The following is a 12,643-nucleotide window of genomic DNA, read 5'->3' as shown; positions in this document are numbered from 1 at the left end:
CGCCATTCCAATTGGAATGGGTGAGGGGCGCGCGCAGCGAACGCAGCGCCCGCCCCGGAATGACAGCGCAGAGAACACAAAAAAGCCGCCCGGTTTTGCCGGGCGGCTTTTTCGTTGTTGCGTTAAAAGCGCTTAGTCGTTGCCGAGGACGCGTGACCACCAGCCAGCCTTGCGGGGCTGGGCCTCGGCTGCTGGCGCCGCAGGCGCGGCCACAGGAGCAGGTGTCGGCTCCGGCGTAGCGACCACAGGTGTAGCTACGGGCTGCGGCTCCGAAGGCGTCGAACCGAAGTTGACCTTCTCGCGCACCGTCGAACGGCGACGGGCTGCGGCCTTGTCGTCGTCCTGAGGCGCTGCTTCCTGCACGGGTGCAGGAGCGACTGGTGCGGGCTCAGGGACTGGTGGCGCGAACATCGGTACGGCGTCGTGACGGCTCTGTTCGGCCTCTGGCTGCGGCGCTGCATAAGACGTCACGGTGTCCGGAACTGCGTATTGGCGCGGCTCTGCGTCGTGGCGCGTGTCCTGACCTTCGAGATCGGCCACAGCATCGCTGGCTTCCGAGCTCTGCGTCGGTCCGAGTTCATCGGAAATCGATCCGGCCAGACCTTCGTCGTTACCACCACGCCGACGACGACCGCCACGACGACCACGGCGACGCGGACGTCGCTCGCCATCGGCCGGCTGGTCGGCACGGGCTTCACGGGGCTGATCGTCACCCTCGTCGTCTTCGCCTTCCCTGTCGTCGCCAACGGTTTCGACGTTACCTTCAACCGCGCCTTCAGCGACGTTCTGGAACTCGCCGCCCTCGCGACCGGGGGCGCCGCCTTCGCGTGCCTCACCAGAGCGACCACGACGGCGCCGACGGCGCTTGCGCTTGCGCCCATCGCTGTCTGCATCGCCGGTGGCGCTTTCACCCGAGGTCTCGTCGTCGGTGAGACCTTCGGTCTCCTCGGTTTCGATCTCGGCTTCCGTCTCGAACAGATCTTCGTCGTCGAAGGGTTCTTCTTCCAGCGGCGGCGGGAAGGCTGCGACCTGAGCCGCGAGAAGTGCCTTGGCGGCTTCCAGTGTGTGGACCTGTTCGCCGCGATCGATCACGAAGGACTGCTGACCGCTGACATTCGGATCGGCGATGACGGCGAGCGTCACCTTGAAGCTGTTTTCGAGATCGCGCAGATGGCCACGCTTGTGATTGAGCACATAGAGCGCGACATCGGTGCGAGTGCGCACGATGAGGTTATGCGTGGCGCCCTTCATCAGGATCTCTTCGAGGCCGCGCAGCAACTGCAGGGCTACTGACGAGACCGAGCGGACGTGGCCGCTGCCGCCGCAATGCGGGCAGATATCCGTCGAGCTTTCCAGCACGCTGGCGCGGATGCGCTGGCGCGACATTTCGAGCAGGCCGAAATGCGAGATGCGGCCGACCTGGATGCGGGCGCGATCCTGTCGCAGGCAGTCGCTCATCTTGCGTTCGACAGCGCGGTTGTTGCGCTTCTCGTCCATGTCGATGAAGTCGATCACGATCAGGCCGGCGAGATCGCGCAGGCGGAGCTGACGCGCGACTTCTTCGGCGGCTTCGAGATTGGTCTTCAGCGCGGTGTCTTCGATGTGGTGTTCGCGGGTCGAACGGCCCGAGTTCACGTCGATCGAGACCAGCGCTTCGGTCTGGTTGATGACGATGTAGCCACCCGAGCGGAGCTGCACGGTCGGCGAGAACATCGCGTCCAGCTGGCTCTCGACGCCCATGCGCGAGAACAGCGGCTGGCCGTCGCGATACTGCTTCACCGCGCGGACATTGCTCGGCATCAGCATGTGCATGAAGTCGCGCGCTTCCTGATAGCCGGCTTCGCCCGCAACCTGGATTTCTTCGATTTCCTTGTTGTAGAGGTCGCGCAGCGAGCGCTTGATCAGTGAGCCTTCCTCATAGACGAGGGTCGGGGCCTGCGACTTCAGCGTCATGTCGCGGACGGTTTCCCACATCCGGATCAGGTATTCGAAGTCGCGTTTGATTTCCGGCTTGGTGCGCGAGGCACCGGCGGTGCGCAGGATGATCCCCATGCCTTCCGGCACGTCGAGGTCCGACACCACTTCCTTGAGACGCGAACGATCCTGTGCCGAGGTGATCTTGCGCGAGATGCCGCCACCACGGGCGGTGTTCGGCATCAACACGGCGTAACGGCCGGCTAGCGACAGATAGGTGGTCAGTGCAGCGCCCTTGTTGCCGCGCTCTTCCTTGACGACCTGCACCAGCATGACCTGGCGACGCTTGATGACTTCCTGGATCTTGTACTGGCGACGCGGACGGAAGGCGCGCTCGGGCACTTCCTCGAGAACGTCGTCACCGCCAACGGATTCGACCTGATCCTCTTCGGCTTCTTCCTCACCGTCTTCTTCGTCTTCCTCGTCGTCGTGTTCGTCGCTGTCAGCGGCAGCGGTGTGCTCACCCTCGGCACGCTCTTCGTGGTGAACGTCCTCGGCATGCGCCGCGTTTTCTTCGGCGTGAGCGGCCTGAATCTGTTCGTCGTGCGAATGATCGTCGTGGGCGTGATCATTATGGGCATGATGATCGTGCGCTTCGGCGGCGACTGGCGCCGGCGTTTCCGCCACGGCTTCGACCGGAGCAGGCGAGAAGCCTGCCGAAACCGGCTGTTCGGCTACGGGCTCGGATGCAACGACCTCAGACGCGACGATCTCGGGAGCTGCGGCTTCAGCAGCGACGCTCTCGGACGCGACCGGCGCGGGGGCCTGGTCGTCATGATCGTGCGCGTGATCGCCTTCGGCATGTTCATGCGGATGGGTATGCTCATGACCGTCATGGTCATGATGGTCGTGATCGGTGGCGTGATGTCCGTCATCATGGGCATGATCATGAGGATAGCTGTGGCCCTCGAAGGCCGGATCGCGCGGCTGTTCGGCCTGCGACGGATCGATCGCTGTCGCATCGACGACATCGCTCTGTATCCGCTCGCCACGGTCGCGGCGACGGGAGTTACGATGACGTGAGCGCTTACGGTTGGAGCGGTTTTCGGTCTCTTCCTCAGCTTCGCGATGGGCGCGTTCATCCGCCTCGATCAGCGCCTGACGGTCGGCGACCGGGATCTGGTAATAGTCCGGATGGATTTCGCTGAAAGCGAGAAAGCCGTGGCGGTTGCCACCGTATTCGATGAAGGCGGCCTGCAACGACGGTTCGACGCGCGTGACCTTGGCGAGGTAGATATTGCCGCGAAGCTGCTTGCGCTGCGCAGTCTCGAAATCAAACTCTTCGACGCGATTGCCGCGAACCACGACCACCCGGGTCTCTTCCGGGTGGGTCGCATCGATCAACATTTTGTTTGGCATTTGGAAGCTCATGGAGGCGGACGGCGTGCGTGGCGGCAAGCGCGTATCGCGCGGCCGGGTGACGCAACGGTCCACCTGATTCGGGGGTGAGGGGAAGGCCGATACACAGCCCTGAACGCCGTGCCGATCGCGAGGTCAGTGCGGGGCGACGCGCGAGGCTTGAGCCTCGCATCGGCATAGTTCCCACCTGGGTCTCGGTCGGCATCACAGTCTGGCGCATCAAGCGTCGGCCCGTCTGAACATCTTGGCGGCAAAGGCGCCGCCTTTTGCTGACGTCCGGCGTGCCGCAGAACGCGGTCACCGGCTGTCGCATACTCCGCCCGTAAGGCCGGAATAATCGGTTATGAAGTGTCTAAAGCCGCCCCGGGAGCAAGAAAGGACCTGGGACCGGACACCGCCTGGGCTAGGACCGCCACTCTGGGCAACCGCGCGCTGCGCTGGTTGTAGAGGGGAAGCCGGAAAACGCTGAATCCACCGAGAGATAGTCGGGGGAAAGAGCGCTGCACCGGGAGGCTGAACGCGACACAACCGGGAGTTAAACCGTCAGCTCTTCGTACATACGAGGAATGGGGGTCGCATGCAAGGGAAGCGTCACAAGGCTGCAACACTCAGGCTTATTCGATACCGCAGACTTAAGCTGCGGTTAACCCTGCAATCCTATTGGGTTAATGAGGGGCTGCTTCGGAGGCAGTGGATTCGTTGACGAGCCGCGCAAACCACATCGTCAGGCTGGCCACGGTGCTCTTCAGCGCCGGTTTTGGGCTGTTTTGGTGCCCGAACTCTACCCGGGCCGCCGGCGAGGCGCCACGCGCGGAAGTCGAGGGTGTGTTCCCGATCGCCTCAGACGTGCGGATCGCCGGCGACGAGAAGCAGACCCGTTTCATTCTCGATCTCGACAGGAAGATCCCGCTGCGTGCCTTTGCGCTGGCTGACCCATATCGGGTGGTCATCGATCTTCCCCAGGTCAATTTCCATCTCGATCCCGGCGCCGGGACGGTCTCCCGCGGCCTGATCAAGGCGTTCCGCTACGGTCTGGTGATGCCGGGCGGGTCGCGCATGGTGTTTGACCTGACCGGACCGGCCAAGATCAAGAATTCCTACGCGCTCGATCCCGCCAACGGGCAGCCGGCGCGGATGGTGATCGAACTCGAATCGGTCGATCGCACCACATTCGTGCAGGCGCTGGCGGTCGAGAATCGCCCGGATCTGCGACCGACCGTCGGAACGGCTGCTGCGGCATCTCCTGTGGCTACCAAGGTGGTTGCCAGCGCCGCGCCGGACGCGGCTCCGGATACCCGTCCCGTAGTGGTGATTGATCCCGGTCATGGCGGGATCGATAACGGCACCCAGGCCGGCGGCGAGAGCGAGAAGGGCATCGTGCTGGGTTTCGGTCTGGCCTTGCGCGATCGTCTGGAGAAGCTCGGCAAATACCGGATCGTGATGACCCGCGCCGACGATACGTTCATCCCCCTGGATGAACGGGTGAAGGTGGCGCGCAACCAGTCGGCCGCTTTGTTCGTCTCCATCCATGCCGACGCATTGCCGCGCGGCGAGGGGGATGCGCAGGGCGCTACTGTTTACACACTGTCCGACAAGGCCTCCGACGCGGAGGCGGAGCGGCTGGCAGACTCGGAAAACAAGGCGGACGCCATTGCCGGCGTCAATCTGACGGAAGAACCAACCGACGTCGCCGACATCCTGATCGACTTGGCGCAGCGCGAAACCCGGACCTTCTCGAATCGCTTTGCCCGGCTGGTGGTGGGCGAGATGAAGACCACGGCGCGGATGCACAAGCATCCCCTGAAATCGGCAGGTTTCCGCGTCCTCAAGGCCCCGGACGTCCCCTCGGTGCTGATCGAACTGGGTTACGTGTCCAACAAGGACGATCTCCAGCAACTGATGTCCGAGAACTGGCGCTCCAAGACTGTCGGGGCGGTCGCCAAGGCGATCGACGGGTTCTTCTCCAAGCGGATGGTCTCTGCCGGCCCGGGAAACTGACGACCGGAACTGAAAATGACAAATCTTTCAGTACGAAAGCCCTGGCCTTCAGTATGAAAGCCCTAGTTTGGCCACAGCCGGGGCTCTATAAAAATTTCCGTGCGGCTGTCAGAATCGGTCAAGACTGACGGCCATTTTGGGTTGTCTCCTTAGCTGATTTTTGCCGCGGGACTTGTTGCTGACTTCGCGCCCATGGGGGCCGCCGTATGCTATATTGCGGCACAGCGATTGAAACGGATCGTCGATAATGCGTCTGCTGGTGCGGTTTCTGGGTTTCTTGTTCGCTGCAGGAACCGTGGTGTTCCTGGTGGGCGTCGCCGCCGCAGCCGGGCTGATCTGGCATTATTCCAAGGACTTACCAGACTATTCGCAGCTTCAGGATTATGAGCCGCCGGTCATGACGCGCGTCCACGCGGCGGACGGTGCGTTGCTTGGCGAATACTCCAAGGAGCGCCGGCTCTATCTGCCGATTCAGGCCGTGCCGAAGCTGGTGATCAACGCGTTCCTCGCGGCCGAAGACAAGAGTTTCTACGAGCATGGTGGCCTCGATTATTCGGGCATGGCGCGCGCGATGGTGCTTTACGCGCAGAACCTTGGCTCCAACCGCCGGCCGCAGGGCGCGTCGACGATCACGCAGCAGGTTGCGAAGAACTTCCTTCTGACCAACGAGGTCTCCTTCACCCGCAAGATCAAGGAAGCCTTACTGGCGATGCGCATCGAGCGCACCTATTCGAAGGACAAGATCCTCGAATTGTATCTCAACGAAATCTATCTCGGCCTCGGTGCCTATGGCATCGCCGCTGCGTCGCTGGTCTATTTCGACAAGTCGGTGAATGAACTGACCGTGTCGGAAGCGGCCTATCTGGCAGCTCTGCCGAAGGCGCCGTCATCGCTGCATCCGATCAAGAACCGCGACCGCGCGATCGAGCGCCGCAACTATGTGGTTGATCGTCTGCTGGAGAACGGCTGGATCAAGCAGGCCGATGCTGACAAGGCGCGCAAGGAGACGCTGAGCGTCACCGGCCGCAACAGTTCGGGTCACATCTTTGCCGGCGAGTATTTTGCGGAGGAAGTGCGCCGCGACATCCTGGAACGCTACGGCGAAAAGAAGCTCTATGAGGGCGGCCTGTCGGTCCGCACGACACTGGATCCCAAGCTGCAGGTGATGGCCCGCAAGACCATGACCAATGGTCTGATCAATTTCGATGAGATCCGTGGCTGGCGCGGTGCGACCAACAAGATCGATATCTCCGGCGACTGGGGCGTGAAACTTGCCGAAGTGAAGGCGCTGTCCGACATCGCTCCGTGGAAGCTCGCCGTCGTGCTGGATGTCAGCGATCAGTCGGCGCGGATCGGCTTCCAGCCGGGCCGTGAACTCGGCGGCGCCGTGCTGAAGGATCGCCAGACCGGCATCCTCACGCTGGACGGCGTGCGCTGGGCCAAACCCGCCGCCGGCCCGACAAAGGGCAAAACACCGACGGCCGTGTCGCAGGTTTTGGCCGCGGGCGACGTGATCTATGTCGATCCGCTCACAAACAAGGACGGCTCGGTTGTCGAAGGCCAGTTCCGGCTGCGGCAGTATCCGGAAGTGTCCGGCGCCATGGTTGCGATGGATCCCTTGACCGGACGTGTGCTCGCCATGGTCGGCGGCTTCTCGTTCGACCAGAGCCAGTTCAACCGCGCCACGCAGGCCTATCGTCAGCCCGGCTCATCCTTCAAGCCGCTGGTCTATTCGGCAGCGATGGACAATGGCTACACGCCGTCCACCGTCGTGGTCGACGCGCCGATCGAGATCGATCAGGGGCAGGGCGCCGGGGTGTGGCGTCCGGAAAACTATTCGACCGGCAAGTATTATGGCCCGGTGACGCTGCGCAATGCGTTGATGCGCTCGCTGAACACCGTGACAGTGCGACTGGCGCAGGACGTCGGCATGCCGCTGATCGGCGAATATGCCAAGCGATTCGGCGTCTATGATGAATTGCCGAACTATCTCTCCTATGCGCTCGGCGCCGGTGAAACGACCGTCATGCGGATGGTGACGGCCTACTCGATGTTCGCCAATGGCGGCCGCCGCGTGAAGTCGACGCTGATCGACCGTATTCAGGACCGCTACGGGCATACGATTTTCAAGCACGACCAGCGCGAATGCCGCGGCTGCGACGCGCCGGAGGGTTGGAAGAACCAGGCCGAGCCGCAGCTGGTCGATCGCCGCGAGCAGGTGCTCGACGCCATGACCGCCTACCAGATCACCTCGATGATGGAAGGCGTCGTGCAGGGCGGCACCGCGACCGTGCTCCGCGAAGTCGGCAAGCCAATCGCCGGCAAGACCGGCACGACCAATGACGAGAAGGATGCCTGGTTCATCGGTTTCTCGCCGGACGTCGTGGTCGGTATCTATGTCGGTTACGACAAGCCCCGGAACCTCGGCAACAAGGCCACCGGCGGTGCGCTGGCTGCGCCGATTGCGAAGGACTTCATGAAGCTTGCGCTCGCCGACAAGCCGGCCGTGCCCTTCCGCGTGCCTGCCGGCATCAAGCTGATCCGCGTCGACGCCAAGTCGGGCATGCGCGCCGGACCGGGCGATGGCGGCCGCACCATCCTTGAGGCCTTCAAACCGGGCACCGCGCCGCCGGACAACTACTCTGTGATCGGTGTCGCCGATGCGGATGGTCGTTCGCTCTCGGTGTCGCCGGAAACCGACCGCAGTTTCATGCGACCGGGAACGGGCGGCCTGTATTGAGGCTCATCTGACCTACAGCAGATCCTTGCGGATTGCGCTTTGCCGCGCACGCCGCTACATCCCGATCACCATTCGTATTGCGGCTGATGCCGCCAGATCAGAGTTTCCATGCGCGCTGAAATCGAACGCCTCGTAGAAGAGATCAAGCAGTCAGTCGGGCTGCTGAGGAGGCATCTTTGACGTCGATGCATCCACGGCACGACTTGCAGAGTTGAACGCTCTCGCCGAAGACCCCAATCTCTGGAACGACCCCCAAAAGGCCCAGCGCCTGATGCAGGAGCGCACCTCGCTTGAGGATTCGCTTCAGGGCATCGGCAAAGTCACGCGCGAACTCGACGACAATATCGAGATGATCGAACTCGGCGAGGCCGAGGGTGATCAGGGCGTGGTGACGGAAGCCGAGAATGCGCTCAAAGCGCTCAAGAAGGAAGTCGCGCGCCGCGAGCTGGAGGCGCTGCTCTCTGGCGAGGCCGATCGCTTCGATACCTATCTGGAAGTCCATGCCGGCGCTGGCGGCACCGAGAGCCAGGACTGGGCCTCGATGCTGCTGCGCATGTATACGCGCTGGGCTGAAAAACACGGTTTCAAGATCGAGTATCTCGAAGAGACGCAGGGTGAAGAAGCCGGCATCAAATCGGCGACGATCCAGATCTCCGGCCACAATGCCTATGGCTGGCTGAAGACTGAAGGCGGCGTGCATCGTCTGGTGCGTATCTCGCCTTACGACTCAAACGCCCGTCGTCACACCTCGTTTTCGAGCGTTGCGATCTTCCCGGTCGTGGACGACAGCATCAAGATCGACATCAACGAGTCCGATGTGCGCGTCGATACGATGCGCTCGGGTGGCGCCGGCGGTCAGCACGTCAACAAGACGGAGTCGGCCGTCCGTCTGACGCATATTCCGAGCGGCGTGGCCGTGGTCTGTCAGGCCGGCCGTTCGCAGCACAAGAACAAGGCCCAGGCTTGGGACATGCTGCGTGCGCGTCTTTACGAGATCGAGCTGAAGAAGCGCGAAGAGAAGGCTGCTGCCGATCAGGCTGCCAAGACCGATATCGGCTGGGGTCACCAGATCCGTTCCTACGTGCTGCAGCCCTATCAGATGGTGAAGGACCTGCGCACCGGCGTGCAGACGTCGGATACCTCAGGCGTGCTCGACGGCGATCTTGATGAGTTCATGGCGGCGACGCTGGCGCAGCGCGCCTTCGGCACGTCGCCAGGCGCAATCGACGACGTGGACTGAGCCATGCCCCATATTGCGTTCATCGGTTTGGGACGCATGGGGCACGGCATGGCCGGCCGCTATCTCGAAGCTGGTTTCAGCGTTGCCGTCTGGAATCGCAGCAGGACGAAAGCAGAAGATCTGATCGCACGTGGCGCACGCTGGGCAGCTTCGCCGGCGGATGCAGCCGAAGGCGCCGATGCCATCGTCACGATGGTCGCCGATGACGAGGCTTCACAGACTGTGTGGCTGGGCACCGATGGCGCCGGGCGGGCTGCGAAGCAGGGCGCACTGGCGATCGAATGTTCGACGGTGTCGCACCAGCATGCGCTCGATCTTGCGAAAGTGCTGCAGGATCGCGGCCTGATCTATATCGATAGTCCGGTCACCGGTCTGCCGGATGCGGCTGCGAGCGGCAAACTCACGCTGCTGGTCGGCGCGGATACTGCGGACCTCGACAAGGCCCGGCCGTTCCTGGCGCCGATCGGATCGACGATCCGGCATTTCGGCCCCGTCGGATCGGGTACGGTTTACAAGCTGATCAACAACCTGATGGGCGCAATCCATATCGCTGGGCTCGCCGAAGGTCTGGCCATCGCAGAACATGCCGGGCTGGACATGAAGCTGGTTCTGGAGTCCATCGCGAGCGGCGTCGCGGCAAGCCCACAGGTGCTGCGACATGCGCCGCGGATGGTGGCGCGCGATTATTCAGGTGCATCCTTCACCGCTGCACTGCGCCATAAGGATGCGGCTTATGCTGTGAGATTGGCGGAGCAGCTTTTGCAGGCCAGGCCGCTGGTCGGCGCGGCGGCTGTTGAAGCCTATGAAAAGGCAAAGGCTTTCGCGCCCGACGATGACGAAGCCAAAATGATCGAGCTCCTCTCGCAACCGAGAGACGGCTGAGCAAGCTAACCGCCCGCCAAAGTCTGCGGCGTCTTGAAACAGTCGCGTCGCTGCGCGGCCGCTTCCGTTCTTCTTGCCACCCGATATCATCCCCATGCCGGAACTCAATATCCGGCGCTGGCTTATCCCGACGCCGCATATCGCGGTGTCACGAATTCAACGGGGTGTGGGGCATGAACAAGATCATTCCAATTCTTGCTGTTGGCGTTGCATTGATGCTGGGCGGCTGCGGTCGCGATCCCGGACCGGCAGGTCCGAAGGGTGAGACCGGCGCGCAGGGGCCGGCCGGTCCGCAGGGTGCGCAAGGCGTTCAGGGCATTCCCGGCGCGCAGGGACAGGCGGGTGCACAGGGACCGCAAGGTCCGCAGGGCACGCCCGGCGCCAAGGGTGACAAGGGCGATGCGGCACCGGTCAGCTTCCGTGCGGTGCAGGCAGATGGCGCGATTAGCTGCGAGGCGACGGAGACGCTGGTGTCCGTTGTCTGCCCGAGTGGCGGCGCACCGGATGGCACCAAGTGCACCACGACACCAACCGTTGGTCTCTGCCTGAAGAAGTAGTTGGTCTCTGCCTGAAGAAGTAATTGTGTGGCAGATTGAAATCGGCTGTTAGCAAACCGATCCCTCGCTCGCAGGTGAGCGAGGGCCTTCAAACTTGCGGACGCGTGCTAGGCCTTGCCGTCGCTGCGTCGTCCGTAACTAGGAGGCACCGAAATCACGAGATAGTATTCACACCGGCGCGCAGTCTTGTTCTCGAACCAGTGCTCGACGTCGACTTCGAAATACAGCGAGTCACCCTCATCCAGAACCGTCTCGGTATCCTTGGTTCTCACGGTGACCCGTCCGTGCGTGGCAAGGACGTGTTTGGATGTGCCCTGCGGGTAGGCGGGCAATTTGCCGGTCGAGGTTTTCGGGGGCAGGTGATGCAGGACGACTTCGACTGCCATGCCGGCCATGACGGGCGACAGCAGGAAGCGCTCGAAGCCCGTCTTTGAATCGCGAAAGATCTGGCGTTGATCCTTGCGCACCACAGCGAAGGCGCGGCGCGGCGCGTCGTCGTCGCCCATCAGCGTCGAGAACGATGTCTCCAGAGCCAGCGCGATACGTCGCGCGACCCCGATCGTCGGGCTCTTCTCGCCGCGCTCGACTTTCGACAGCATCGCCCGACTGACACCGGACTGCTTGGAGAACTGCTCCAGGGTCAGGTTGGCCTGTTCACGCAATATGCGAACCCGATCGCCGAATGCGCGACTGACGGGGTCTTCACGAACGACCCTCCGCGTCGCCGGTTTCGCCATATCGGGTGCTGCTCCAATGTCATTCGCGGATGTAATCCGCTGGTGATTCCATCTTAGGCGCCGTTGCTCGCCATGTCACATCCTGCTGCGGCAGATGACCGCGCGCATCTTCTAAAGAATAAATAGCTGGGATGATCAGCTTGCCAAAATCTTCTATCGAAGATAGATGTATCTTTAGAAGATGCCGGCGATCCGTTCGCCGGACAAGCAGACATATCAGGAGGAAGAATGCACCTTGTTACTTTCCTGCATGAGGGCCGGGCCACGGTCGGCATTGCAGATCAGGCGCTCACTCAGGTCTCGCCGCTGCCGCGCGACGTTGCCCCCGATATGATTGCGCTAATTGCCAATTTCGATAGCCTGAAGGGTACGCTTACCGCTTCAGCGGGCGCTCCCCTTCCTATCGCCAGCGTCGAGCTTCTTGCGCCAATCCCGCGTCCGGCACGCAACGTGTTTTGTGTTGGCAAGAACTACCATGAGCACGCGAAGGAATTCGCGGGTAGCGGTTTCGACTCTTCGGCAAAGGAAGTCGTGCCGGAAGCGCCAGTCATCTTCACGAAGCCGTCGAGCACGGTGATTGGTTCCGGCAAGTCGATCCCGAACTATCTCGATCCGACCGACAGCACCGACTACGAAGGCGAGCTGACGGTCGTCATCGGGCTTGGCGGCCGCGGCATCAAGAAGCAGGACGCGCTGGCGCATGTGTTCGGTTACACTATCATCAATGACGTTACGGCACGCACGCTGCAGCACAAGCATCGCCAGTGGTTCATCGGCAAGGGCATCGACGGTTTCTGCCCGATGGGTCCGGCGATCCTGACCGCTGACGAGATGCCTGACCCGACGAAAATGCGACTGACGACATCCGTCAACGGCGAAAGGCGCCAGGATGCGTCGGTGACCGATCTCATCTTCGACATTCCGACGCTGATCGAGACGCTCTCGGCAGGGATCACGCTGGAGCCGGGCGATCTGATCGCGACCGGAACGCCGGCTGGCGTCGGCCTCGGCTTCACGCCGCCGCGCTTCCTGAAGAAGGGCGACGTGGTTACGATCGAGGTCAGCGGCATCGGCAAACTCGAAAACCCGGTCGGCTGATTAAGCCTACATAGGTTGCGGTTTTGATGAAGAGGCGCGGGGCATCATCTGCCCCACG

The 12,643-nt window shown here is 62.4% G+C and carries 8 protein-coding genes; 6 read left to right on the top strand and 2 right to left on the bottom strand.

The genetic code is table 11. The features are described 5' to 3' along the window. Positions 1 to 132: 132 nt before the first annotated feature. Positions 133 to 3,333, bottom strand: a complete 3,201-nt coding sequence (locus A4A58_RS23465) for an Rne/Rng family ribonuclease (RefSeq protein WP_068736656.1) — start codon at positions 3,331 to 3,333, stop codon at positions 133 to 135. Between the two features lie 699 nt (positions 3,334 to 4,032). Here A4A58_RS23465 and A4A58_RS23460 point away from each other — a divergent pair. From A4A58_RS23460 to A4A58_RS31695, 5 genes are all read left to right on the top strand, one after another. Beyond that, positions 4,033 to 5,331, top strand: a complete 1,299-nt coding sequence (locus tag A4A58_RS23460) for an N-acetylmuramoyl-L-alanine amidase (RefSeq protein ID WP_086937134.1) — start codon at positions 4,033 to 4,035, stop codon at positions 5,329 to 5,331. Between the two features lie 247 nt (positions 5,332 to 5,578). Next, the gene (locus tag A4A58_RS23455) at positions 5,579 to 8,071 is read left to right on the top strand and encodes a penicillin-binding protein 1A (protein ID WP_068736654.1); all 2,493 of its coding nucleotides are present in this window, start codon (positions 5,579 to 5,581) and stop codon (positions 8,069 to 8,071) included. 108 nt (positions 8,072 to 8,179) lie between these two features. Next, positions 8,180 to 9,311, top strand: a protein-coding gene (gene prfB / locus A4A58_RS23450; protein WP_139069924.1) for a peptide chain release factor 2 whose coding sequence is annotated in 2 segments (ribosomal slippage) — positions 8,180 to 8,248 and positions 8,250 to 9,311 — 1,131 coding nt in all. Because the reading frame shifts where the segments join, the coding sequence is not laid out codon by codon here. A gap of 3 nt (positions 9,312 to 9,314) precedes the next feature. Then, complete coding sequence (locus A4A58_RS23445; protein WP_068736652.1) at positions 9,315 to 10,193, top strand: NAD(P)-dependent oxidoreductase; 879 nt, start codon at positions 9,315 to 9,317, stop codon at positions 10,191 to 10,193. A gap of 173 nt (positions 10,194 to 10,366) precedes the next feature. Beyond that, entirely contained in the window at positions 10,367 to 10,750 is a 384-nt protein-coding gene (locus tag A4A58_RS31695) for a hypothetical protein (RefSeq protein ID WP_068736651.1), read from the top strand. A 107-nt stretch (positions 10,751 to 10,857) separates the two neighbouring features. Here A4A58_RS31695 and A4A58_RS23435 read toward each other — a convergent pair whose 3' ends face one another. Then, the gene (locus A4A58_RS23435; protein ID WP_068736649.1) at positions 10,858 to 11,487 is read right to left on the bottom strand and encodes a helix-turn-helix domain-containing protein; all 630 of its coding nucleotides are present in this window, start codon (positions 11,485 to 11,487) and stop codon (positions 10,858 to 10,860) included. A 228-nt stretch (positions 11,488 to 11,715) separates the two neighbouring features. On the opposite strand from A4A58_RS23435, the gene A4A58_RS23430 reads away from it, so the two are divergent. Then, a complete protein-coding gene (locus A4A58_RS23430) occupies positions 11,716 to 12,585 on the top strand; it encodes a fumarylacetoacetate hydrolase family protein (RefSeq protein WP_068736644.1) in 870 nt (289 codons plus the stop codon). The last annotated feature ends 58 nt before the right edge of the window (positions 12,586 to 12,643 follow it).

The organism is Tardiphaga robiniae (assembly GCF_001618955.1).
GTDB lineage: Bacteria > Pseudomonadota > Alphaproteobacteria > Rhizobiales > Xanthobacteraceae > Tardiphaga > Tardiphaga robiniae_A.
The sequence above is the reverse complement of the archived record's forward strand: the minus strand, read 5'-3'. Positions and strand labels throughout refer to the sequence as shown.

Coding starts and splice junctions, on each gene's coding strand:
- A4A58_RS23465 (WP_068736656.1), bottom strand. CDS start 3,333: ATGCCAAACAAAATGTTGATCGATGCGACCCACCCGGAAGAGACCCGG.
- A4A58_RS23430 (WP_068736644.1), top strand. CDS start 11,716: ATGCACCTTGTTACTTTCCTGCATGAGGGCCGGGCCACGGTCGGCATT.
- A4A58_RS23435 (WP_068736649.1), bottom strand. CDS start 11,487: ATGGCGAAACCGGCGACGCGGAGGGTCGTTCGTGAAGACCCCGTCAGT.
- A4A58_RS31695 (WP_068736651.1), top strand. CDS start 10,367: ATGAACAAGATCATTCCAATTCTTGCTGTTGGCGTTGCATTGATGCTG.
- A4A58_RS23455 (WP_068736654.1), top strand. CDS start 5,579: ATGCGTCTGCTGGTGCGGTTTCTGGGTTTCTTGTTCGCTGCAGGAACC.
- A4A58_RS23445 (WP_068736652.1), top strand. CDS start 9,315: ATGCCCCATATTGCGTTCATCGGTTTGGGACGCATGGGGCACGGCATG.